This window comes from Chryseobacterium sp. RU37D (genome assembly GCF_900156075.1).
Taxonomy (GTDB): domain Bacteria; phylum Bacteroidota; class Bacteroidia; order Flavobacteriales; family Weeksellaceae; genus Chryseobacterium.
In genome coordinates this window covers 16,493-41,057 of sequence record NZ_FTMM01000027.1, presented here as the reverse complement: position 1 = coordinate 41,057, position 24,565 = coordinate 16,493, and the positions used below count along the sequence as shown (strand labels likewise).

27 protein-coding genes are annotated in these 24,565 nt (G+C 34.5%); 9 read left to right on the top strand and 18 right to left on the bottom strand.

All coding sequences use genetic code 11. The features are described 5' to 3' along the window. Positions 1-278: 278 nt before the first annotated feature. On the top strand, positions 279-449 hold the full coding sequence (locus BW926_RS14270) for a lmo0937 family membrane protein (protein WP_143756546.1): 171 nt from the start codon (positions 279-281) through the stop codon (positions 447-449). 124 nt (positions 450-573) lie between these two features. Here the strand turns inward: BW926_RS14270 and BW926_RS12165 are convergent, their stop codons facing one another. The 6 genes from BW926_RS12165 to BW926_RS12140 form a co-directional block, all read right to left on the bottom strand. Next, positions 574-1,494, bottom strand: coding sequence for a DUF3078 domain-containing protein (locus tag BW926_RS12165; protein ID WP_076447426.1), 921 nt, complete (start codon positions 1,492-1,494; stop codon positions 574-576). 611 nt (positions 1,495-2,105) lie between these two features. Continuing rightward, positions 2,106-3,377: an adenosylmethionine--8-amino-7-oxononanoate transaminase gene (bioA, locus tag BW926_RS12160; protein ID WP_076447425.1), complete on the bottom strand. Its 1,272-nt coding sequence runs from the start codon at positions 3,375-3,377 to the stop codon at positions 2,106-2,108. A 95-nt stretch (positions 3,378-3,472) separates the two neighbouring features. Beyond that, positions 3,473-4,456, bottom strand: a complete 984-nt coding sequence (gene bioB, locus BW926_RS12155; RefSeq protein ID WP_076447423.1) for a biotin synthase BioB — start codon at positions 4,454-4,456, stop codon at positions 3,473-3,475. Further along, positions 4,456-5,103, bottom strand: a complete 648-nt coding sequence (gene bioD / locus BW926_RS12150; RefSeq protein WP_076447422.1) for a dethiobiotin synthase — start codon at positions 5,101-5,103, stop codon at positions 4,456-4,458. Before bioD ends, bioB begins: the two co-directional genes overlap by 1 nt. Before the next feature lie 2 nt (positions 5,104-5,105). Further along, complete coding sequence (locus BW926_RS12145; RefSeq protein ID WP_076447420.1) at positions 5,106-6,215, bottom strand: aminotransferase class I/II-fold pyridoxal phosphate-dependent enzyme; 1,110 nt, start codon at positions 6,213-6,215, stop codon at positions 5,106-5,108. Continuing rightward, positions 6,208-6,831 (bottom strand): hypothetical protein, encoded by a 624-nt coding sequence (locus BW926_RS12140; protein ID WP_076447419.1) that lies wholly within the window; start codon positions 6,829-6,831, stop codon positions 6,208-6,210. The genes BW926_RS12145 and BW926_RS12140 overlap by 8 nt, the downstream gene beginning before the upstream one ends. Before the next feature lie 62 nt (positions 6,832-6,893). Here BW926_RS12140 and BW926_RS12135 point away from each other — a divergent pair, with 62 nt between their 5' ends. Further along, positions 6,894-8,375: an aminotransferase-like domain-containing protein gene (locus BW926_RS12135; RefSeq protein ID WP_076447417.1), complete on the top strand. Its 1,482-nt coding sequence runs from the start codon at positions 6,894-6,896 to the stop codon at positions 8,373-8,375. A 15-nt stretch (positions 8,376-8,390) separates the two neighbouring features. Here BW926_RS12135 and BW926_RS12130 read toward each other — a convergent pair whose 3' ends face one another. The 7 genes from BW926_RS12130 to BW926_RS12100 form a co-directional block, all read right to left on the bottom strand. Further along, positions 8,391-8,891, bottom strand: a complete 501-nt coding sequence (locus BW926_RS12130) for a CinA family protein (RefSeq protein ID WP_076447415.1) — start codon at positions 8,889-8,891, stop codon at positions 8,391-8,393. 147 nt (positions 8,892-9,038) lie between these two features. After that, entirely contained in the window at positions 9,039-9,344 is a 306-nt protein-coding gene (locus tag BW926_RS12125) for a hypothetical protein (RefSeq protein ID WP_076447414.1), read from the bottom strand. Positions 9,345-9,411: 67 nt separating this feature from the next. After that, on the bottom strand, positions 9,412-10,035 hold the full coding sequence (locus BW926_RS12120; protein ID WP_076447412.1) for a YciE/YciF ferroxidase family protein: 624 nt from the start codon (positions 10,033-10,035) through the stop codon (positions 9,412-9,414). Positions 10,036-10,121: 86 nt separating this feature from the next. Then, positions 10,122-10,694 carry a KGG domain-containing protein gene (locus tag BW926_RS12115; protein WP_076447405.1) on the bottom strand — a complete coding sequence of 191 codons (573 nt, stop codon included), beginning with the start codon at positions 10,692-10,694 and terminating at the stop codon, positions 10,122-10,124. A gap of 218 nt (positions 10,695-10,912) precedes the next feature. Beyond that, on the bottom strand, positions 10,913-11,527 hold the full coding sequence (locus BW926_RS12110; protein WP_228403447.1) for a Crp/Fnr family transcriptional regulator: 615 nt from the start codon (positions 11,525-11,527) through the stop codon (positions 10,913-10,915). Positions 11,528-11,588: 61 nt separating this feature from the next. Then, positions 11,589-12,185, bottom strand: coding sequence for a Crp/Fnr family transcriptional regulator (locus tag BW926_RS12105; protein ID WP_083672320.1), 597 nt, complete (start codon positions 12,183-12,185; stop codon positions 11,589-11,591). A gap of 580 nt (positions 12,186-12,765) precedes the next feature. Continuing rightward, positions 12,766-13,650: a DMT family transporter gene (locus BW926_RS12100; protein ID WP_076447404.1), complete on the bottom strand. Its 885-nt coding sequence runs from the start codon at positions 13,648-13,650 to the stop codon at positions 12,766-12,768. A gap of 109 nt (positions 13,651-13,759) precedes the next feature. On the opposite strand from BW926_RS12100, the gene BW926_RS12095 reads away from it, so the two are divergent. Beyond that, positions 13,760-15,190 (top strand): aminotransferase-like domain-containing protein, encoded by a 1,431-nt coding sequence (locus BW926_RS12095; protein ID WP_076447402.1) that lies wholly within the window; start codon positions 13,760-13,762, stop codon positions 15,188-15,190. A gap of 91 nt (positions 15,191-15,281) precedes the next feature. On the opposite strand, the gene BW926_RS12090 is transcribed toward BW926_RS12095, so the two are convergent. From BW926_RS12090 to BW926_RS12075, 4 genes are read right to left on the bottom strand one after another with little or no spacing between them, the layout of a single operon-like run. Then, complete coding sequence (locus BW926_RS12090; RefSeq protein WP_076447401.1) at positions 15,282-15,878, bottom strand: Crp/Fnr family transcriptional regulator; 597 nt, start codon at positions 15,876-15,878, stop codon at positions 15,282-15,284. Beyond that, the gene (ytxJ, locus tag BW926_RS12085; protein WP_076447399.1) at positions 15,875-16,255 is read right to left on the bottom strand and encodes a bacillithiol system redox-active protein YtxJ; all 381 of its coding nucleotides are present in this window, start codon (positions 16,253-16,255) and stop codon (positions 15,875-15,877) included. The genes BW926_RS12090 and ytxJ overlap by 4 nt, the downstream gene beginning before the upstream one ends. Beyond that, positions 16,252-16,713, bottom strand: a complete 462-nt coding sequence (locus BW926_RS12080; RefSeq protein ID WP_076447398.1) for a DUF1569 domain-containing protein — start codon at positions 16,711-16,713, stop codon at positions 16,252-16,254. Before BW926_RS12080 ends, ytxJ begins: the two co-directional genes overlap by 4 nt. Then, positions 16,707-17,243, bottom strand: a complete 537-nt coding sequence (locus BW926_RS12075) for a YfiT family bacillithiol transferase (RefSeq protein WP_076447396.1) — start codon at positions 17,241-17,243, stop codon at positions 16,707-16,709. The genes BW926_RS12080 and BW926_RS12075 overlap by 7 nt, the downstream gene beginning before the upstream one ends. Positions 17,244-17,353: 110 nt before the next feature. Between BW926_RS12075 and pncA the strand changes: the two genes are divergently transcribed. Continuing rightward, positions 17,354-17,959, top strand: coding sequence for a bifunctional nicotinamidase/pyrazinamidase (pncA, locus tag BW926_RS12070; RefSeq protein ID WP_076447395.1), 606 nt, complete (start codon positions 17,354-17,356; stop codon positions 17,957-17,959). 260 nt (positions 17,960-18,219) lie between these two features. On the opposite strand, the gene BW926_RS12065 is transcribed toward pncA, so the two are convergent. Next, positions 18,220-19,368 (bottom strand): pseudouridine synthase, encoded by a 1,149-nt coding sequence (locus BW926_RS12065; protein WP_228403446.1) that lies wholly within the window; start codon positions 19,366-19,368, stop codon positions 18,220-18,222. 103 nt (positions 19,369-19,471) lie between these two features. On the opposite strand from BW926_RS12065, the gene aroB reads away from it, so the two are divergent. The 5 genes from aroB (at position 19,472) to BW926_RS12040 (ending at position 24,528) form a co-directional block, all read left to right on the top strand. Next, positions 19,472-20,518 carry a 3-dehydroquinate synthase gene (aroB, locus tag BW926_RS12060; RefSeq protein ID WP_076447393.1) on the top strand — a complete coding sequence of 349 codons (1,047 nt, stop codon included), beginning with the start codon at positions 19,472-19,474 and terminating at the stop codon, positions 20,516-20,518. Positions 20,519-21,099: 581 nt separating this feature from the next. After that, positions 21,100-21,684, top strand: a complete 585-nt coding sequence (locus BW926_RS12055) for a porin family protein (protein WP_076447391.1) — start codon at positions 21,100-21,102, stop codon at positions 21,682-21,684. A 294-nt stretch (positions 21,685-21,978) separates the two neighbouring features. Continuing rightward, a complete protein-coding gene (locus BW926_RS12050; protein WP_076447390.1) occupies positions 21,979-22,602 on the top strand; it encodes a porin family protein in 624 nt (207 codons plus the stop codon). A 140-nt stretch (positions 22,603-22,742) separates the two neighbouring features. Next, a complete protein-coding gene (locus tag BW926_RS12045) occupies positions 22,743-23,366 on the top strand; it encodes a porin family protein (protein ID WP_076447388.1) in 624 nt (207 codons plus the stop codon). Between the two features lie 454 nt (positions 23,367-23,820). Beyond that, a complete protein-coding gene (locus tag BW926_RS12040) occupies positions 23,821-24,528 on the top strand; it encodes a porin family protein (RefSeq protein ID WP_076447386.1) in 708 nt (235 codons plus the stop codon). The last annotated feature ends 37 nt before the right edge of the window (positions 24,529-24,565 follow it).

Below are 24,565 nucleotides of genomic sequence, written 5' to 3'. Positions count from 1 at the left end.
CCTGCTTTGATATCCCGTTGATTCTCCGCCCATTCTGCATCGGGTTTGGCTTCCGTCGAGTTGAACACAAGACATATCCAACAATCTCTTGTTACTTATCTTTGCTGATGAGTTCCAGATTATTAGTTTTTTTAATTGCAATCCAAAATTGCTAATTTTCTTGGAACTTTTTTGTCTAAATAAGTTTAAACAACTTCTATAGTATTTATTTTAAATTTTTATATAAAAAGGCACAATATATGTATTAATTTATTCAAATAACATTAAAATTTTTAGTCATGAGAAGTATATTATGGTTAGTAGCAGTCATTTGTATTGTAGTTTGGCTTTTAGGGATGTTAGGTATTGTACCGGGCATGAGTACAGGATATTTAGTTCATGTATTACTAGTAATTGCGATTGTAGTAATTCTTTATAATATTATTACAGGCAGACGACCTTTAGATTAATGTGAAAAAACTAAACTGAGGATAAAAAGCAGGAAATTAGAAAAACATAAATTCTTAACTTGCATTCATAAGATAAAAAGACCACCTGCAAAGTTGGTCTTTTTATTTTTACATTGAATGATTACTATTTCAGCCAGGATTGGTTGTTTTTATTTTCAGATCGTTTTTTTCCGTTTTCGATATTGTATGCGAAACCTACTCCAAGCGTTTGTTTCAGCTGGGTTCTCCTGATTTGGTTATGATCATACAGCAGATCTAGAGTAATATTAGTGGAGATGAATTTGTTAATTTTCATATTTAAAATTCCGCTGTAGGAAAGAACGAGCCTTTCAGGATGATTGAGGTAGTTTGAGAATACAGAACCTGTATTGGTAAGTGTAATATTTTCCATAATTTTCAGCTTATACATGGCAGTTCCCAGAAAACCGAACTGGAATAATGAAGAATCTCCATCATTTTTTAATCCATAATTTCCTGCATATTGAAGGTCTTTATCAAGAACGAAAGTCCATCTTGCGTTTGCGGGACGTAGAGTTACTGTAAAATTATCATTTGGCCTGTAAGTGATTCCTGCTCCAATATTCAGATAACCCGGAGCCATAAAATTGGAAATTTTTGCGGCTTCCGGATTGTTCCCATCCTGATAACCGGCAGCAAACTGTGTCTGTAAGCTCGCACCGCCGGAAAGGTACCAATGTTTTACAAATTCTCTGCCGTAATTTGTGGAAAGATTGATAACATCCTGAGTTTTCCTTGTGCCTACACCTTTTGTATTATTTTGACCATAACCTAAAAGGACGGTGTTTTCCCAAAGATCTTTTCCTTTTTCGTAGGTTAGATTGTAATTCACTCCGGCAAGCCAGCCTACATTATTGGCACCACCGCCTACCCAGTTTGAAAATGCCGCCTGATTGAGCATTAGAGTATTTTGTCCCTGTATACTCCATGCTTTTGTAGAATCTACAGCAGGAGCTTCAGTTTTTGTCACTTGCGAAAATGCAAAAAATCCCAAGGAAAAAGATAATGGTAATAAAATTTTTTTCATAGTAAATAATATGTTGACACAAAATTAAAAAAAAATATATTTTGTTAAATAATCTCAAATGAATTTAAGGTGGCTTTAAAATAATACTTTTTAATGACAAAATATTATTTGTTTTAAGATTTTGAAATTAATGAATCATTGAACATACTTTTTCATGATTATAATCATGCAGACTAATTTAAAAATAATATGTTTAATTGATTATCAAATGAATTTTAAAATTAGAATATTAATTATGGTGTAAAATCAATTGAAAATACTGTGAAACTCTTTGCAGTAGGTGTTATAATATAGTACTAGTGAGTTTAGGATTTTTTACGACCTCTCAGAGAATAAATGCAGGATAAATTTTTAAAATAGTAATCATCTATTATGTTTTACATAGGTATTTTTACTATATTTGCAAATCGAAATAATTTTTTTTCATCATTTGTGTTTTTTTAGAGGCTGTCTCAAAAGTGAGACAGCCTCTTTTTATAAATTACCTGCAATCTTTTTTGTATTGTACGGGATCGGTTCATGTATGCTTTTTGAAATAATTGTTGAAGTGAGAAACCTCTGAAAGTCCCGGCTTAAAAGTAATTTTAATTTTATTCTTCAAATCAAAAATATCAAGCTTTTAATTGGTCCATAACACTTAAAATATTCCGGTATATAAAATCTAGTTCCTGCGAAGTTATACAATATGGTGGAACAAGATACATTACATTTCCTAAAGGACGTATCAATATTCCTCTGCTTAAAAACTCTTGGTACAATTTTTTTCTGATATCATTAAAATAAGAAGTTCCTTCACCGGTTTTATAATCCCATGCTAAGATGGTTCCTATATGGCGAACATTTTCAACTTTCGGATGTTGCTGTAAAATTTTTGAAAATTTTAAATGCTTATTACTGATAAGGTTAATATTTTCTAAAGTTTCCTCTTTTAATAAAAGTTCCATGCTAGCCAAAGCAGCAGTACAGGCCAGAGGATTGGCCGTAAATGAATGACCATGAAATAAAGTTTTATATTGATCTTCAGATAAAAAAGCATTGAAAATATCCTGAGAGCAGGTGGTAATCCCCATTGGCATTGTTCCTCCGGTCAGTCCTTTTGAAAAGCACATAATATCCGGTTTTTCCAAAAGGTAATCGGCTGCAAACAAATTTCCTGTCCTTCCGAACCCTGTGAAAACTTCATCCTGAACGAGTAAAATATTCTGCATTTTGCAAAATTTCATTAATTCTGATAAGTGTTCCGGCTGGTGCATAAGCATCCCTGCAGCTCCCTGTACAAGCGGTTCGTAAATAAAGCAGGCAATTTCATCTTTACAGCTTTTGATCTCATTCTTTAATCTTTCAATATTTTCTGCATTTGGAGTATCAATGAAAACAACCTCAAAAAGCATCTCACCGAAAGGTTTGGTCCATACGCTTCTGCCACTCACCGACATAGCTCCGAATGTGTCGCCATGATAGGCATTTTTAAAAGCCAAAATTTTTGTCTTTTCTTTTCCCTGATTATAGGCATATTGAATGCACATTTTCAAAGCTACTTCCACGGCAGTCGAACCATTATCGGAATAAAACACTTTTTCTTGATTTTTGGGTAAAAGCCTTAATAAATTTTCAGACAGCTTAATTGCCGGCTCATGGGTAAATCCAGCGAAAATTACCTGTTCAAGGATGTTTAACTGATCAAAAACCTTTTGTGCAATATAAGGATTGGAATGACCATGTAAGGTTACCCACCAGGAAGAAACGGCATCAATATATTTTTTCCCGTCTTCATCAAAAAGATAAGCACCTTTTCCTTTTACAATGGGAATTACATCTTCAGCGGTTTTCATCTGTGTGTACGGATGCCAGTTGACGGCCTTATCTCGCATTGCTAAATTCATGAGTATTGATATAAAAATATGAGTAATATTATGAATCTGAAAAAATGTACGGTGAACTTTTCCAATTAAAAAAAATACCATTCACCATTCATATTTTAACATGTTGTTTTTTGTCTCATCATTGGCTTCAATCCTAATGTCTGCAACATCTGCATATCTTCAGAAACGCCCGGGTTAGGTGTTACCAGCAAGGTTTCCCTTTCGCCTGTAAAGATGGAATTTGCTCCCGCCATAAAGCACCAACCCTGCTCAAATTCTGTCATTTCAATTCTTCCTGCGCTCAGACGCACCATGGATGAAGGCATTACAATTCTCGCTGTAGCGATTATTCTCACCATTTCCCAGGTGTCAACCTTTTCATTATTTTCAAGAGGAGTTCCTTCTACCCTTGCCAAAGCATTGATAGGAACAGATTCCGGATGTTTTGGCATGGTTGCAAGTGTTAATAGCATCGAAATTCTGTCTCTATGCGTTTCTCCAAGCCCGATAATTCCTCCTGAACATACCGTAATTCCTGCTTTTCTTACATTATTGATGGTATTGATTCGGTTGTCAAAAGTTCTTGTAGAAATGATTTCCTCGTAATATTGTTCCGAAGTGTCCAGATTGTGGTTGTATGCATACAAACCAGCTTCCTGAAGGCGGATTGCCTGTTCTTCTGTCAGCATCCCGAGGGTACAGCAAACTTCCATCCCAAGCTCATTGACACCTTTTACCATATCAATTACCCTGTCAAAATCACGGTTATTACGCACCTCTCGCCATGCCGCAGCCATACAGAAACGTGATGAGCCGCTTTCTTTAGCCTTTTTTGCATGTTCGATTACCTGCTCTGTGGGCAGTAATGCCTGCACTTTGATGTTGGTGTGATAACGGGCGGCTTGTCCGCAATACGAGCAATCTTCGGGACAGCCGCCGGTTTTTATAGAAAGCAGAGTTGAGATCTGAATCTCTTCAGGATTATGCCACTTCCGGTGGATTGTGGCTGCTTTGTATATTAATTCTAAAAGGGGAAGATTGTAAATTTCTTCAATTTCTTCTTTTGTCCAATTGGTTCTGAGTTGATTTTTTTTATCCATTATTTTATTCTTTCTAAATTTTTTACAATATTTTCTAAATTTTCCTGTGTTATCTCTTCAATATCAGGAATTCTTATAATTTGTGTTTCCGGTTGAATATTTTCGCAAATGACTTTTTCTGTAGCTGGTGGAAAATTTCCGTTTAAAATGAGATATTCTAGTTTTATTTTTTTTTGATTTAAAGCTAGAATGGATAATAAGCTATGATTGATACATCCTAAATAATTTCTTACCACCATTGCTGCAGGAATACGTAATTTTTTAATTAAATCAATGATGAAATCACTACCATTCAATGGTACCATTAAGCCTCCTGCTCCTTCTATGATCAGGTTATTGCTGGTTTCCGGAAGCATAAATTTATCCAGATTTATTACTACTCCTTCTTCAAATGCAGACTGATGAGGCGAGGCAGCAAGCTGAAAACGATAGGTTTCAGGATGGCATACCGTGCCTTCTCCTACCCATTTTTTTATTTTCATGCTGTCTGAAAAATGGAGATCTCCCGATTGTACGGGTTTCCAGTAATCTGCATTGAAATATTTCGTTAAAACAGCTGAACAAACCGTTTTCCCAACTTCAGTTCCGACTCCGGTAATGAAAAGTTTTTTTTGTTTTGATTTATTTAATTTAAATTTTGTATCCATAGTTAAATAAAAGCCTTTACAATCTTTGTTAATCCCAAAATTTCTTTCTCTGTGTTAAAACTATGCAGGCATATTCTCAGTCTTTCTGTACCTTCTTTTACCGTCGGGCTAAAAACGGCATAAGTTAGAAAGTTACTTTCAAAAAGATTTTCCCTTAGTTTTCTTAGTTGTTGATTATCAGGAAGTAAAATAGCTTGAATAGGACTGTTTTCAGAAGATGGACTTTTTATATTCTGCTCTCTAAAAATTTTTATTTTTTCCTGTAATTGGGCTGATAATATTTTGTTTGCCTTTAAAAAATCATATCCTGTTTTTATGCTCATCCATAGAAAATCATGTGGCGCGGTGGTATAAATAAAAGGCGATGCATAATTGATGAGGTAAAGCTTGATAATGTCTTTTGTCAAGATAGCTGCACCGTGTGTTCCAAGAGCTTTTCCGTAAGTAACTATTGTTGCCAATACTTTTTCCTGAAGGTGAAATTTTTCAACTAAACCATACCCAAAAATTCCAAAAGCATGAGCTTCATCCACTATTAATCCTGCATTATATTTTTCTGCGATTTCTACGATTTGTATAATGGGAGCCATATCTCCGTCCATTGAATACAGGCTTTCAACTGCTATATAACAAACTTCCTTTTGCTTTTTTAAAATCTCTTCTAAGTGTTGTATATCGTTATGCTTGAATTTCAATTTTTTAGCATGAGACATTTTGCAGGCATCATGAACGGAACGGTGGATTTGTTCATCGATAATAATGGTATCATGACGGGTTGGAAGTGTTGAAAATAAAGCCAGATTAGCATTATAGCCGGACGGAAAAAGCAAAGCACTTTCATATTGATGCTCTTTGGCGATAAAATCTTCGGTCTCCGTTGTTATAAAACTATTTCCGCTTATTAATCTTGAACCGGTATTTCCTGAAAGTAATTTGGGGTTTTCTAAAACTTTTTTTAATAATAGATTCTTAAACTTATCATTTTTTGCCAATCCTAAATAGTCATTAGAATAAAAATCTATCCCTTCCCGCTTTTGGCCTAAAACTCTAAGCGTACCATTTTCTTTTCGTTTTTCTAAAAATTGTTCAAAGTGACAGAAATTATTAAGCATAGTTAATTTCTAAAATCTCTTTTGCAATTGCACTGATCCACTCTTCGTGTAGCCTCTTTTCAATCATTAAGATGTTTTCAGCATGCGCTTTCCAATCTTCAGAAAATTCATTAAGCTGGCTGATCATTTCTTCCAAATGCCCTTCTTCTTCAAGAATAATAGATTTTACCATAATTTTGGAAGAAGTTTTTGTTAAAATTTCCTGATATACTGGGTACAATTCATCAGCCCGAACTTCAATGGCATAGGTAACGAAAAGATAGGCTGCATATTTAAGCTCTTCCTTTGTCAATCGAAATTTTTCTTGGAGATATTTACAGGATTTGATATCTAATGAGTGGAGATAATGCTTTGTTGCGACTGAAGCAAGAAGTTCATAATTTTCATAGCTTTTACAGATTTGCGGGTTAATTTTTAGGATCTGTTTTTTGAGATAATAAGCATGTCGATGCTCTTCTGCTGCATGCTTTAGCTGGATCAGATCTACTTTTGTAGAATGTTCGCAAGCGGAAATTTTTCTTGCACCTGCATTTTCCATAAATGAAAGTGTGTTGAGCCATTTAGCATGACTTTCATCGTGTTGAACTATTTTTTCTAAAAGATTGTAAAATTCCATTCTTTTTGTTTTACCAAAAATAGTATATTGCCGGATGGTTTAATGGTGCCAGTTTTTACATTATGAATAGTCCGGTTGAGATTCCTTATCAAAGTTTTATTAAAATCGATAGAAATTCCGATGTTGCTATATATATGCAGATCACCAATCAATTGATTAATGCTATTCAACGAGGATTCCTTCCTATTGGTACTAAGCTCCCAGGAACACGATCATTAAGCCAAATTTTAGAGGTTCACAGGAATACAATTGTTGCCGTTTATGACGAACTTTTTGCTCAGGGATGGGTAGAAAGCGTTCCAAATAAAGGAACTTTTGTGATGGGGAAAAATGACGAAAAACCATTTGATTTTAATGATATTTTTTCAATAAATCTCAAAAATTACCCCGAAACTACCGGTTTTTCTTTCAAAACATCCAATATTTTAGATAATCCTTTTGAGCATTCCAACTGTGAATTTATTTTCAACGACGGTGTTCCCGACATCCGTCTGACTCAGATTGATCAGCATTCAAGAATTTACAGTTCGATACTGAAAAGGAAAGCTCATAAAATAGGATATTATAATCAAGATGGTAGTGAATTTTTTAAAAAAAATCTTTCACAATATTTAAATTTATCAAGAGGTTTACCTATTTCAAATGATAATTTACTGATTACCCGTAGCACGGAAATGAGCATATATATTGTATCAGAAATTCTTCTTTCAGAAGATGATACCGTCATAATCGGAGCTTTAAGCTATTTTTCGGTTAATATGATTTTTCAAAAGACGGGCGTAAACATTATCACTGTACCTATTGACAATGATGGGATTAATGTAGATGCGGTCAGGGAGCTGTGTAAAAGACAAAAAATCAGAATGTTATACCTTACGCCCCATCATCATTATCCAACCACAGTTACATTGAGCGCACAGCGAAGGCTAGAACTGCTGAATCTTGCAAATGAGTTTGGCTTCATTATTTTAGAAGATGATTATGATTACGATTTTCATTATGATAAAAGTCCTATTCTTCCTCTGGCGAGCGCAGATACAAATGGGATGGTGATTTATATTGGCTCATTTGGAAAGTCTCTGGCTCCGGGTTTCAGGACAGGATTTATTGTTGCTCCGGAAAATCTCATGATTGAAATGCGAAAATATTTGGGAATTATTGATCGACAGGGAGATATTCTGATGGAACATGTTTTAGGAGAAATGATTGCGGAAGGAGAAATTAACCGATATTTAAAAAAATCATTAAAAATTTACCAGGAAAGAAGAGACTTTTTTATTCATTTAATTCAGGAAAACTTAGGGAATTTTTTAGGTTTTGAAACACCATCGGGCGGGCTTGCTGTTTGGACAGAATGGAAAGTGCCGATCAATCTTATGCAGCTGTCGAGGAACTGCGCTCAAAATAACCTGTTCATACCTAAGACTTTGCTATACCAAAATAAGGAACTTACAGCAATGCGTTTAGGATTTGGAAATTTAAATTTTAACGAAATGGAAAAGTCTGTTGAAATTTTTTCAAAAACAGTAAGGTTTATGACTTAACTGGTTAAAGCCAGTTTATTTTAAGATTAATAATTGGTTGATCTCACTTTTAAAACATCCCAAGATAAACTCCGTGTAATACAGCTGTGCATTTAACGCCTGAATTTTTGGGTGCAGCTCGAGTTTTTTAGTTAAAATAATTTCCCCTTTATAAGCAAAAGAGAAATAAGCAAAAATTTTATAAAAAGAATTGCGAATCGGTGTGCAATAGCCTGTTGTAGCAATTGACCAGTCGGACTCAAAAATTTTAGCAATATTTAAGACCATTGTTTCTACGATATTTTCTGATACGCAGTCACAATCTTCAGCTTCATTTTTATCTACGTTTAATAATCTTACTTTTTCTGGTAATGTGTATGCCGTCATACCTCCTTTATAGAACATTGAAGCATTCGGCATTTGTGAAAAAGCTAGTTGTAAGCAGCCTGATGTAACGCTTTCTACGACGGAAATTGTTTCACCTGAAGTCAGTAAACACTGGCTGATGTATTCTAAAAGGTTTTTCTGAAATTCCATGATTTTAATATTTAAGTGTTTTATTTTATTTAATTCCGGTGTTTCTTCCCAGTCCCAGATGCTATACTCTGTGTGTTCTGCAATGGCTTGTGATTGGGTGTGCTTTTTATTTAAAAGATTAAAAAATTTAACCTCAATCTTAATTTACTAATTCGTTTTCAGTTGACATAAATATTTTTCAAAATAATGAAGGTCTTCCTTACTTTTAATAGAAAGATAAAACATGATCTGCGCCGGTTTCCGGATGCCTATGCTTTGAAAACTTTCAAAATGAGCTATAAGTACTCGCATATTCTCGATCTGCAAATCTTTTAAAACAATAAAAAGCAGAAAAATATTATCCTTAATTTCTTTAGCATAGATGGTAGAGCCATCTTCAAACCAGCTTCCTTTATTGTTTATCTCTACGAAGTGTCCAGACTTTAGTCTGTTTATGATGTTTCTGCTGTTCATATAATTTGAGTATTCGTGGTTAGTGAAAAGCCATATAGAAAGCTCTACATGGCTTTATTTTTTAAGACTAATCTTCCTGTTCTGCGTCGAAATTGATATAAGTTTCCGCAATTTCCGTAAGTTCATAGTCTGTGTCTTCTTCTTCCTGTAATGTTTTTTCAAGAAGATCCGCTGCTTTATCATGGCCCATTGTGATGGCAAGCTGTGCCAGTCCGCCATAGGTGGCAATTTCGTAATGCTCTACTTTTTGTGCTGTGATAATTAGGGCTGCATCTCGTGTCATAGAACCTTCTTCTGTAGATTTGATGATTTCTTCAACTTCTTCGATGATGCCTTTGATGGCTTTACATTCTTTTTTCTCGGGAGTTTCATCAATTAGTTTAAATACTTTTTCGAGACGGCTAACATGTTTTTTTGTCTGAAGCTGGTGGTCTTCAAAAACCTCTTTCAGCTCATCTGTAGTTGCGGCATCCTGTATTTTTTTCAATGCATCGATGATTGCGTTTTCTGCATAGTAAATATCTTTAAGTGCAGAAACGAAGAATTTGTGAAGAAGAGAATTTTTCATCTCGTTTTCATACACTTTTGCATTGTCTTTTGTCGTAGTTTTTTCTGTGAATGCTGAATTTGATGTAGAAACTGTACCAATACCGGTAGTTCTGCTTTTAGAATCTGATGTTTTTGTTGCCATAATCTGATGTGGTGTTTGGTTTTTTAAAAGATTACCCCTTTCCTTTAAATAATCAAATCAATAAAGAGGTAATCATGGAAAAAGAATTATGAATTATTACGTCTGCCTCCAAATCCTGACCTGCCGGAACCTGAAGATCTTTCGTCTCCGTGAGAAGCTTGGCCTCCCATACGACCTATTCTCGTACGTTCAGCTTTGCTCATTGATGCAAAACCTCTTCTGGATATTCCCGATCCTGAATTTGAACCTCGACCTGAATCGCCGTTGTTTCCTGATCTTCCTGAATTAGAATTTGAACCTGATCCTGAAGACCTTCCGCCGCCATTTCTGCTTCCTCTTGGCCTTCCCGGATTGTCATGTCTTCTGTCATAATTGTCACTATTTGAGTTGAATGATCTGCCTCCTGAAGTGAATCTTCCCTGGCTGCCATTACTGCTTCTTCCTACTCTTCTGTTGTCATAATCTTCATCATCATAGTCGTCATCCTCGTAATCTTCATCTTCATCGAAATAGTCTTCATATTCTGAAAAATCATCATCATACTCTTCATCCTGAGATGCGTCATTATAACCGTGGTCATAACCTAATTGATAAATTTCTTCTAGATTGCTTGAAGAACTTCCTCTTGAACTACGATTTTTTGAATTTCTAGTGTTCATAACTGAATTTTTTATTATTAATATTAAATGATGTATTGCCGGCCGTGACTAGTATTAGACAGCAATGGTTTTGGTTTAATTTAAATTGAGTACAAAAGCTAAAAAGCTTTCTTATGAATGAATCCTCAACAGAGGTTAGATGAAATATCGATAATTACTAAGTCAAATATACGTTGCAATGATTCACTTTTTTATGACCGGAGTCATGTTCATCGATATTAATATAAAATTTTCCGATTATCTATTTTAAGTTCGCCTTGTTTTTCCATTTTTTTTAAGGCTCTGATGACGGTTTCGACGCGCAGGCCGGTTAGGTTAGCAATTTGCTGTCTAGTAAGCTCCACATGAAAGCACTGTTCGCATTCATCTGCATTATAGCTTTTAAGATAATTTAATAAGCCTTTCAATCTCAACACAGGATTTTGTGAAGAAATGCTCTGAAGCATTATTGCCTTAAAATATAGTCTTTGAGAAAGGCAGGCATTCATTTCCAGGGAAAGTTTCGGGTTTTTCTCCAGCATTTCCAGGAAATTATTTTTGGGCATTCTTATTACCTCTGCCGGAGTTAAGCATATGGCATTCATAATATAATATTTTTCTAAAAAAAGCATCGGATCCCCGAAACTTTGATTTTCTCCTAAAATATTCTGAATAAACTCTTTCCCTTCTTCATTGTAACTATTTTGTTTTATTTTTCCTTTTGTAATTTGATAATAATAAAGTGCGGGATCGCCTTCTTGGTAAATAATATCTTTAGCATTGTATTTTTTGCCCTGTCCTCCGAATTTGTATAATGTTTGAGGATCAATATTCATACAGCTGATTGTTTTCATAGCTATTATTTTAAACAATTTTCTTAATAAAAAATCATAAAAATTAGTATTGAAGCCAGCTTTAATATAATATTTTACGATCTTTGATCTTTACTATTCGGTTTTTTTCCATGACCTTAATTGTCCTTATGGCCGTCTCTACACAAAGACCGGTAAGACTTGCCATCTGTTGCCTCGTTAATGGAATCATGAATGAATATGGGGACTGCTCTTTCTGGAAACTTTTTAAATAATCCATTAAGACGATGAGTTTGGCTGTCGGATTTTGAGAAGACAAGTTTTGTGCCATAATCAGCTTAAAATATAGTCTTTGTGAAAGTAATCTGTTCATGTCAAGGCATATTTCCGGATAAAGCTTCAAAAGATCAAAGAATATGGTTTTTGGAAGTCGCAGGATCTTACAGATGGTAGTTGCGATAGCATTTATGGGGTAAGGCCTATCCATGAAAAGTAAAGATTCCCCGATGCTTTGCCCATCTTCTAAAAGAGATTGGATGATTTCTTTTCCATCATCTGTGTAATTGTTTAGTTTCGCTTCTCCTCTGATGATCTGATAGTAGTATTTAGGAGGATCTCCCTCGCTAAATATAATTTCCGAGGATTTATAATGTCTTATGCTTGCTCCTACAGAATGCAATATTTCTTCTTTAATAATCATAATAACTGTTTTTAGTGTTAAAGCATTCTTATGTAGAAAATTAATTGGTAAATAATTTTTTTATGAATGCAAAAATTAAACCTCATTAATATTAATTTTATAATTCAGAGTAATTTTTTAATTGTATTTTAATATTTATATTTAAAATATTTTATTTCAAATTTGTAAATAGTATGTGTGGATTACAACAACCTTTTTATACTAAGACTGTTTTGAACAAGTGAGAAATGTAATTATTCCGTTTCTTTTTACTAAAACGGATTATAAATCTATTGAAGGGTAAATTTATTTCGAAGTTGTAATGGTATCAAGTGTATCGGTATATAGCATGTTCCTGTATACAGCTGAATCTCAACTTGGCAAATCTCATGTCGTAGCCATATTAACACTAGATGATAACTCTGGTATGGAAGTATCGTGATTTTCGTTTTCTTTTGACAACCCAGGATAAGAAATTCTAAGATTGTAGATGGCAAGACAAATTTCATAATATTTAATTTTAACAATGGTATAATTCAAATATATGCATATATAATGTTATCTTTTCATGATTATGATCATAATAGCTATTTATCTGAAATTAATTAGCAAATTTCTTAGTCCCGGCTACGCAAAGAATTACCCCGATTGTGATTCCCACCATACCAATACTTACCGGCTCATGAAGGAAATAAGCTGCTAAGGCTAATCCAAAAAATGGCTGTAAAAGCTGTAGCTGGCCCACTGTAGTAATCCCGCCCTGTGCAAGGCCCTTATACCAGAATATAAAACCAATGAACATACTGAATAAAGAGATATAAGATAACCCAAACCATCCCTTAAAACTTACCACCTCAATATTTTCGGGAAAATAAATAAAAAATAAAGGAAGCACAAAGGGTAAAGCCAGAACCAAGCCCCAGGAAATCACCTGCCATCCGCCCAATGTCTTTGAAAGTTTAGCACCTTCCGCATATCCCATCCCGCATAGAACAACGGCCGACAGCATGAGAATATCGCCTATGGGAGATGCAGAAATCCCTTGGGAAAAAGCATACCCCATCACCAGTAAGCTCCCTACAATAGAAAAAAACCAAAATACAGGATGGGGCCTTTCACCTCCACGGAATACCCCAAACAGAGCGGTCATTAATGGCAGCATCCCCAGGAAGACAATGGAATGTGCTGAGGTGAGATACTGTAGGGCCAAAGATGAAAGCAAAGGAAATCCTATCACACATCCTAACGATACTAAAATCAAAGGAAAAAACTGTTCTTTTGACGGACGCTTCTCTTTACATATCAATAACACAAAAAGTGCGAGAACTCCGGCAATTCCGGCTCTTGCAATGGTTACAAAAATAGGGTTCATTTCCATTACGGCTAACTTTGTGGCAGGCATTGATCCGCTGAAAAGCAAAACTCCGATGAAGCCATTGATCCAGCCATTTAGAGTCTGGTCTTTTGATATAGTATTTGTTTTCATTTTAATTTAATTTATTGAAGTCAAAATTAAAAAAGGGAATAGATAAACACAGTATCAATTTTGTATATTTGCATGGATACAGTTTAATGTTGAATTAAACCTTTTAGAAATGAATAAAGAATATTTGTATACGGAAATCGCCAACGGAATCGCATCTCATATCCGGAGCGGGGTGTTAAAGGCTGGCGAAAAACTTCCTTCTATAAGAAAATTATGTCTCGACCACCAGATCAGTATGAACACAGCAAAACGTGTCTTCCTTGAGCTGGAATCTCAATCTCTTATAGATGCCAAGCCGCAGTCGGGCTATTTTGTAAGTAATATTCTTTCTGTAACATTGCCACTTCCTGAGGTGAGCAGGCCTTCTTTAATAGCTAATAACGACGAACCTGATGAACTGATTAATAAAATCTATGAAAATATAGGTAAAAAAGACCTGACTATTTTTTCCATAGGAGTTCCGTCCGGAGACCTTTTGCCTTTAGCAAAGCTTAAAAAAGAAATCATCAACGCCACACGAACTTTAAGAGATGGCGGAACAGAATATGAAGAACTGCAGGGAAATGTAAAATTAAGACGAATGATTGCCCAGCGGTCTTTGCAATGGGGAGGAAATTTTCATGAGAACGACCTGGTTACAACAAACGGAGGTATGAATGCGCTGTCATTCTGCCTGATGGCCCTGGGCAGGCCCGGAGATACTATTGCTATCGAAAGCCCTTGTTATCCGGGGATTTTGCAGCTGGCCAACGGATTAGGACTGAAAGTTCTGGAACTTCCAACCCACCCTACAACAGGCATTGAAGTTGATGCACTCAAAAAAGTATTAAAAAAGATTGATCTTTGCCTATTGATCCCGAATTATAATGCACCTTTGGGAAGCTGTATGCCTGAGGAAAACAAAAAAGAAGTAGTGAAGCTCCTTTCCGAAAACGGGATTCCCTTGATTGAAGATGATGTTTATGGGGATCTTTATTTTGGCGCCGTCCGTCCGAAATGCTGTAAATCTTTTGACAGAGAGGGAAATGTCCTCTACTGCAGCTCTATATCAAAAACACTGGCTCCTGGATACCGTGTAGGATGGATTGCTCCTGGAAAATACAAGGATAAAATTTTAAAACTGAAACTCTTACATTCTACATCTTCAATTTCGATTGTTAATGAAGCGGTTGCCAATTTCCTGAAGTCCGGGAAATATGAAAGACACCTGCAGTATATGCGGAAAGCTTTGCATAATAATTACCAAAATTATGTGCAGACGATTGCAGAATCTTTTCCTGAGGGTACCCGAACCAGCCGTCCGCAAGGAGGCCTTTCTCTATGGGTGGAATTTGATAAGAATATTAAAACAACAGCTTTATACGATTTTGCAATTAAGGAAAATATCAGCATTGCTCCCGGGAGAATGTTTACGCTTCAGAATCAGTTTGAAAACTGTATGCGGCTCTGCATTGGCCTTCCATGGACTGAGGAAACACAGTCGAAGTTAAGGCAAGTGGGAAAATTGGGCAGGATGATGGAAACTGGAAGAGGAACGTAGTTTAAGTCTAAAAATTGTATGTTCAAATTTATTGAAGGGGAAACATAACGCTTATCTGTAAACCCCTAGCACCCAGCTGCACTCTCCCCACCTACTTATTATTCGGAACGAAATTTTTTCTTGCCAGCTCTTTTCTTACACGGCTAAGGCTTTCAGGAGTGATTCCCAGATAGGAAGCGATCATCCATTGCGGAACCCTCAAAAGCAGATCCGGGTACATCTTAATAAATTGCATATAGCGTTCCTCGGCGGTTTCGGCTAGTAATGAATTGATTCTGTCTTGTAAGCTTTTAATATGTTTCTGTACTAAAATATCACTTTTTTCAAGGCTGTTCGGGAATTCTCCGACTAATTTACTCATAAAGTCAGGGTGAAACAACAAGACCTCAGAATCCTCAACCGCTTCAATATAATATACCGATTTTTCGTTGAAATAAAGACTGCTTCGATCGGAAATCAGCCAGCTTTCAGGCGCAAACTGTATAATGTGCTCTTTCCCGTTTTTGTCGATAGAATACATTTTTAAAAGCCCTTTTTCAACAAAGTAGATATATCTGCAGACCTCGCCATATTGTAAAAGAAACTGATTTTTCTGTATTTTTTTTACCTCATACTGCAGGCTGCACATGCTCACCTTTTCTACAGGAACACTTAAAACCCTCGCTAAATAGTTATTAATATTTTTCATTGTATAATTTGCTCTATCGATATGTGCTGGTGTGAAGCGTTATTGATTGCTTTTCCGTTTTCTATCACAATTAATTGAGGGCTTTCGTGCCTTACCTCTAGATCTTCTGCTATTTTATTAGAAATTGTCCTGTATTTCAGCAGATCCAGAAAATATAAATCTGTTTTTTGATCAAGGTTTTCAATTTCTTTCTCAAAATTCCTCAAAACCGTTTTGCTGATAAAGCAGCTTGTAGAATGTTTAAAAATTGCAATTCTGTAATTAAAAGATTCCTCAATGGCATTTTTCAGATCTTCTTCAGACTCAATTTTTTTCCAGAAAGAATCTTTTTTAGGATTTTCATTCTTTCCACTGAATATTTTATCAAAAAAACTCATACATTAAATTGTTTTAAATGATGATCAAGATGCTTAAACTCCAGGAAACCCCAGTCTTTTTCTTTCATTTTCCCAAAAAGCACATGATGATCAGGAAGATTTGTATTTTTAAAAGCATTCCAGTACTCATCGAGTGTTTTCAAAAGGTTTTGTTTTTCATTATCAAATTCGCAATCAAAATTAATGATTAGTTTTTGAAAAGTAGGCATATTTCTGGGAATTCCGTTATTAAAAATCTGCATTTCGATTTTAGTAATTCTTCCTATTGTCCCAAAAAGAGGATTGATGGCGGGTAATTCCAGCCTTTTTAAAGGAATCTGAAGTACAAGATTACAGTGTCTCATCATTTGACAGACATCCATTTTTCCCCATTTCCTTTTCGAGTTTTCAGACAGGCCGGAAATCCTGTGTATAATTTCCTCAAAATGAACCCGATTATGCAGATTTTTCTTTACCAACCTTTATCTTTCTTCAAATATTCAATATGAGCAAAATGATGATTACAATGCCAGGCATAGAGAGCCAGATAGCTCCTTAGATCAAATTTTTTATTTTGTTCCGGGTGATAGAAAGTTCTTTCAAACTGTTTGTTGGTCATGGTTTTTAATAAAGCTGTCCATCGCTGATGAGTCCCTTTGATCATTCTCATGGCTGGTTTTATGGGCATGCTTGCACTATCCTGAAGTTCTGCCCATTTTGCTTCATCATACGGTCTTATGGTAGGATTATCTTCTGTAAGGGCTAGTTTGAGCCTCATAAAACTATTGATATGGCTGTCTGCAAGGTGATTAACGAGCTGTCTTACCGTCCATCCTCCTTCTCTATATTGTGTATCCAGCTGGTCATCAGTAAAGTTTTCGATGAGGTTTTTAAGTCTTCCGGGGAAATCTTTAATTACTTTAATGTATTCATCAAGCTTGATATCACAAATGTTTTCAGGCATTTCAAACTGGCCGATAGGAAATTTCTTTTTCTCTAAATCACTCATTTTATTAGATTTAAAATTTTTATGTTGCCGATTTGTCCGATAATCTGGCTTTGGACAAATTTTTGCGTGTTAGTTTTTGTAAATTTATCAAAAATTCGAGAAATCTAAATATGAAAAAAGCGTTAATAATCGTTGATATACAGAATGATTTTTGTGAAGGCGGTGCATTGGCAGTTCCTGGTGCAAATGAAGTTATTACATACATCAATGCGCTCATGGAAGAGAATGAGTACGACCAGATTGTTTTAACTCAGGACTGGCATCCTGCAAATCATAAAAGCTTCGCCAGCAACAATGGTAGAAATGTTGGGGAAAGTATTATTCTAAATGGGGTTCCGCAATTTATGTGGCCCGATCACTGTGTACAGGGAACTTTCGGGGCAGAATTTCATAAGGATCTGAACAGAGATAAAGTAACCCATATCGTACAAAAAGGGAAAAATCCTGAAATCGACAGCTACAGCGGCTTTCAGGACAATAATCATTTTATGAAAACCGGTCTTGATGATTTTTTAAAATATCATGATATTCAATTGGTGGAAATTGTAGGCTTAGCGATGGATTATTGCGTTAAGTTTACCTGTACGGATGCGGTTGCAAACGGCTATATCACTTGTCTTCACTTCAACGGAACTCGTGCTGTCAATGTAAAGCCGGATAACGGAAGGGATGCGATTTATGAAATGATCCAGAAAGGAGTTACTGTTTTGGGTTAGTTTTTTTGAATTATGGATTATGATTTTTTTAAAGTAGCTTTTTAATAAACTGGTTATAAATAATGCTTCGACTCCGCTCAGCCTGACAATGGTTAAACTACAAATAGTATTAGGATTGTCAGGCTGAGCGGAGTCGAAGCATTAAGTTTTAAGTATAAATAAAAAAGACACTGAAAAAATTCAACGTCTTTTTTATAATAAATATGATATAAGCTACGATCAATCAAAACTCATAATTCATAACTCAAAACTTATAACTATTAAAGCATTTTAAGATTATTCACCTCCAGTTCCGTAAGGATTCTCCAGTGTCCTCTTTTGATATTCTTCTTCGTCAGTCCGGCAAACATTACCCTGTCAAGAGCTTCCACCTCGTATCCTAATCTTTGAAAAATTCTTCTGATCACACGATTCCAGCCGATATGAATTTCTATCCCAACTTCATTCTTCGGTTTTCCTTCAATAAAAGAGATCTGATCTACAACAGCTATCCCCTCATCCAGACGGATTCCCTCTGCAATCAGCTTCATATCCTCATGGGTAAGCTTTTTATCCAACGTTACATGATAAATTTTTTTTGCATCAAAAGAAGGGTGTGTCAGTTTTTTTGTCATATGCCCGTCATTTGTTAACAAGATAACTCCGGTTGTAGAGCGGTCAAGCCTTCCCACAGGAAACAGGCGGTAAGGTGAAGCGTTGGCTACAAGGTCCATTACTGTTTTTCTTGCTTTATCATCTTTGGTGGTAGAAATATAACCTTTTGGCTTATTTAGAAGAACATAAACAGGTTTTTCTGGTGTAATGTTTTGTCCGTCAAAAACAACTCTGTCTGTTTTTTGAACCTGATACCCCATTTCTGTCACCACCTTTCCGTTTACCTCAACAAGGCCCTGTGTAATCAGCTCATCAGCTTCTCTCCTACTACAGATGCCGGAATTGGCAATGTATTTATTGAGACGGATAGTGTCTTTATGAACATCTTTATCAATCTTGTTCAATTTTCTTTTCTGAACAAAAGATTTTGCCTTGTCTTGTCTTTCTTCTCCACCTGCAGACGGTCTTCTTCCGTATTTCAGGCTGCCTCTTTCATATTTATCTCTTGTATCAAAGTTCTTCCCGGCGCCTCTTTTCGGAGCAGATTTCCCGAAGGTCTTTTTCTCCTCATTTGAATTGGTTATAAAAGGCTGTTGTTCGGTTTTTCCATATTTCTTATCCATTCGATCTTGGTAGCTGGTACCACCACTTCTCCTTGAGTCTGAGTTTCTCTCTCCTGCTTTTGGATAAGACTTTTTAAAAGGTTTTGATTCTGAAGAATTTCCAGATTTGGAAGCACGAGAATGATCAGAATTTTTCTTGGTTGAAATTCTTGGTCTCTTTGGTCGTTCTGAATTGTTATTATCTCTGCTCATTCTAAAAATTTCTGCAAAGATAGTATATTTAATAACGAGTTAAAAATTAAGAATCATAACTTTGTATTATAGTTTTATTCTTAACTCAACAGAAAATCTCAAAATGATAACATTATTAAACGATAATTTTTCTCAATTAAATGATTTCCTTCACGGAAAATCATTCAGTAAAATCTTTATTTTGGTTGATGAAAATACACACGAATACTGTCTTCCTATTTTTTTGGGAAATATGGAAACAGACCTTGGTTTTGAAATTCTTGAGATTGAAGCCGGCGAAGAAATGAAAAATATTCAGACAGCCAATCAGCTTTGGGAAATTCTTACAGAAATGCAGGCGGATAGAAAAGCCCTGATTATAAATCTGGGAGGCGGAGTGATTACAGATATGGGAGGTTTTGTGGCTTCTACCTATAAAAGAGGTATACGGTTTATTAATATTCCCACCACCCTTTTGTCTATGTGTGATGCATCAATCGGTGGAAAAACGGGGATCGACCTGATGCATTATAAAAATATGGTAGGAACATTTTCTTTCCCTGAACAGGTTTTCATTTATCCAAAATTCTTAGAAACACTTCCTTTTAAGCAGTTAAGAAGCGGTTTCGCAGAAATGATGAAACATGGATTAATTGCAGACAAACATCATTGGGAAAATCTGGTTCAAATCAATAAATTGGATGTGGAAGGTGTTGTACCTCATATTCAGGCTTCTATAGATATTAAACAGGATGTTGTGGAAAAGGATTTTCATGAGAAAAACATCAGAAAAACACTGAATTTTGGGCATACAATCGGCCATGCCATTGAAAGTTTATACTTAGATCAAGGGAACCCGATTCTTCATGGTGAGGCTGTAGCGATGGGGATGATTACCGAAGCTCATCTAGCTTTCCTTGAGGGGTTGATCTCTGAGGAAGATGCTGTACTGATTATCGAAAGCCTTCAAAAGTATTATCCTTACCTAGATATTAGTGATTTTAAGGATGATGATATTTTCTCTTTGCTGGTCAATGATAAGAAAAATACAGACAGTAGAATTAATTTTTCTCTGCTGTCAGGAATTGGCTCTTGTGCATTTGATCATCGTTGCAGCCAGAAAAATATAAAAGCTTCTTTGGATTTTTATAGAAAACTGAATGATGCATAAAGAAAATTATATTTAATTTCAGATTTATAATAAAAAAAATTACAATTTATATTTTTTCTAAACAATTATTTAATTATGCTTTATGCTATTGATTAACAGTTAACTGTAAATTAAAACAATTTGTTAAAATAATTAATTTTGTTTTTATTTTTCATCAAAATTTTTATTTTGGCAAACAATTTGAAAGGTATTCTCCGTCGAAAGCAAAACTGACAAGTAGTAAAATATAAAAGAAAAGTTATCAAAAAGTAAATTTTAGCTTTTAGTAATATGCAGTTACCAAAGATTTATTAGTATTTGCACAGATGAAGACAATAACAACTACTTCCACATCAATTTGGTCCGGCATTTAAATTTAAAACAAGTTAGTAATAACAGAAATTGATTTCAATAAATCAGGTTTATATTTATAATCCTGATTTTTTTAGCTTAAAACTAAAATATAAAGAATGATATATAGTATATGCAATAAAGAAATGTTTTTTTTTATACAAAATTATATTAATACAGAATATTTTGGCAAGAAATTTGCATTCTAGAAGTTTCAAATTAAAAAAATCATTCATATTAAATAAATGACTATGAAAAAATTAATTTTAGGAATTGCAATTTCTTTAAGTTCATTAGCTTACGCTCAGGAAAAAGCTAAAGAATCATCCTCACCTGTGAGATTTGGTGTGAAAGCTGGTCTTAATATCTCAAGTACTACAGGAGGAGATTCTAAAGCAAAAGCAGGTTTTTATGGAGGTGCTTTTGCAAATATTCCCTTGTCGTCACAATTTGGAGTACAACCTGAAGTATTATACAATGGTGTAGGTTCAAAAGCAAAAGATGTAAATGATCTTAAAATAAATCTTGATTATATTTCAGTTCCAGTAATGTTCCAGTATAACGCATTACCGAATTTGTATTTGGAGGCTGGGCCACAATTCAGTTTCCTGGTTAACTCTAAATTTAAATATCAGTCTGTCTCTGTAGATGCAAAAGATTTTGTCAAAGGATTTGATTTTGGTATTGGTTTAGGGGCTGGATATTATATTGTAGACGGATTTGGTGTTACCGCAAGATTCGTAGCAGGTGTTGTTGATATTACCAAAAAGTCAAATGGTGTTCAGGAAGAGGGCAAAAACAATGTTTTCCAAATTGGATTAGCTTATAAGTTTTAAAAGTAATTTAAAAAGTATTAATAATTAGCCGGATTAAATCATAATCCGGTTTTTTTTGTGAATTAATTTAAATAATAACAGTTATATAAATTAAAAATATACATAAATTTTGTTTTATTGTTTTTGTTTTTAATATAAAATTACTATAATAGTTTATAATTTTTTATCGTTTTATATTATTTTATTATGAGTTTTATCATGTTTTTCCTGTTTGGCATGCGTATTGACAATAATAAAAAGTCAATAACAATAATGACAAATTAAAATTAAATCTAATCATAGTAAAAACATTTTATGAAAAAATTATTTTTAGGATTGGCAGCTATCGCTGGTTCATTTACATTTGCTCAACAGAATAAATCTGCATCACCAGTTACCTTTGGTGTAAAAGCAGGTATGAATGTTTCTTCCTTATCAAAAAGTAATGAATTGGAGGATCAAGGCTCAAAAGTTGGCTTCAATGCCGGGGTATTTGCTAATATTCCTGTTGGAAGCTCTTTTAGTGTACAGCCGGAAGTTTTATATTCTCAATATGGAAGCAAGTATGACCAAACTCTTTTTGGGAAAAAATATTCTTTCTCTAAAAATTTAGATTATATTGCTGTTCCTGTTATGCTTCAATATAATGCACTTCCTAACCTTTATTTAGAAGCAGGGCCGGAGTTTGGGTTTTTAGTAGGTGCTAAAAACAAGTTGAAAAGTGAAAGTAACAACAATATTGTGACTGATGGTGACGTTAAGCAATTTACAAAAGGCTTTAACGTGGGCTTAGGAATTGGAGCCGGATATTATTTTACTCCTCAGTTTGGTATTACTGCAAGATATGTAGCAGGTCTTACGGATACTTATAAGAACAATTCTGGTGATGCGGTAAGAAATAATGTCTTCCAGGTTGGGTTGGCTTATAAATTCAAATAATAACTTCATATACATTCATAAAACAAAATTTTAGCCGGGCTTATGCCTGGTTTTTTATAACCATTAACAGTCTCTGTATGGTAAACAATTTATAAATACCATCTCTAAAACAGACAAAAAAATAAATTAAAAGACAAATTATGAAAAATTTTTTTTTAGGATTAGCAGTTATGGCTGGTTCATTTACATTTGCACAACAAAAAACATCCACATTACCAGTTACTTTTGGTGTAAAAGCCGGCGTTAACTTTTCTGCTATGTCGAAAGGTGGAGGAATGGAAGATCGAGACGGAAAAGTAGGTTTTAATGCCGGAGCATTTGCCAATATTCCTGTAGCCGGATCTTTCAGTGTACAACCGGAAATTTTATATTCTCAATATGGAGGCAAATTTAGCCAGACCCTTTTTGGAAAGAAATATTCATTCGTTAAAAATTTGGACTATATTACAATTCCTGTAATGTTGCAATATAATGTACTTCCAAACTTTTATTTAGAAGCAGGACCTGAGTTTGGAATCTTGGTAAGCGCTAAGAATAAATTGAAAAGCGAAAGTAATAACAATATTGTTACTGATGGTGATGTTAAACAATATACAAATGGTTTTAACATGGGCATAGGAATCGGAGCCGGGTATTACTTTACTCCACAGTTTGGTGCTACATTAAGATACATGGGAGGTCTTACAAATATTTATAAAAATAATTCAGAAGATAAAGTAAAAACTGGTGCATTCCAATTAGGTTTAGCTTATAAATTTAAATAAGAACTTAATATATTTTAATCTTAAACCGGGTTCCATGCCCGGTTTTTTAGTCTAATGAAATCCGGGGAGTAGTAAGTATAGGCATATTTTAATGCAGAGAAACTAATTGTTTTTATAAATTGTAATATAAAAAATAGTATTTCTTGCTAATCAATATGTAAAATCAAGCATAATCTCTGATTTTTATATATTTTTTCTGCAACATGTTTATAAAAAAAATTAATAATTTTCATTATTTGATTAAATGCATTTTATGTATAAAATAAATTTAAAATTGATTTACTGATAATTTATTTTATATATTTTGTTTTTATAATTATTATTTTTAATAATGTGAATTTCTGTAAATGCTTATTAATAAAGGATAAATCAATATTTGGCAAGCATTTTGCAAAACAAACCAAGTCTGATTGAATGTCAGATAATAATAAAGTAAAATTTTAAAAGATAAATTATGAACAAGTTATTTCTAGGACTAGCTATGGTCGCTGGCTCGTTAGTATTTGCTCAGGAAACGAAGAATGTAACAGCAGCACCAATGACTAAAGTAAAAGAGCCTATAAGATTCGGGATTAAAGGTGGAGTAAATTTTTCTCAGTTCAGCGAGCAGCAGCTTAGCACAAAAAACCTTAGACCAGGATTCAATGCAGGGGTGTTTGTTAATATACCTTTATCAGAAAAATTTGCAATCCAGCCGGAAGTTTTATATAATCAATTAGGAAGTAAAAGTGTCCTTACAGAAAGAGATCTTCCAGACAATACTTCAGTAAAAGTACAAGAAAATTATAGCCTGAATTATATTTCCGTACCCGTAATGCTTCACATGAAACCTGCAGACAACTTCTATATCGAAGCAGGTCCAGAAGTAAGCTATTTTATTAATGGTAAATATACTGGTGATATGATTACCACTACTACTGTGGGAGGAAATACAACTACCCAGACGGAATCTTATTCCCGTGATCTTGAAAAAGACAGAGTAAAAAAACTGAATTTAGGCTTTGGGCTTGGACTTGGATACTATTTTACACCTAATTTAGGTATTAATGCAAGATATGTAAACAGCCTTACCCACGTGGCTAATAACTCTGGTAAGCCGGAAAATATGAAGGATAAAGAAACCAACCGCGTTTTCCAAATAGGATTAAACTACAAATTTTAATATAACCAATTTTAATTTCAATGAAAAGGTCAGGCTT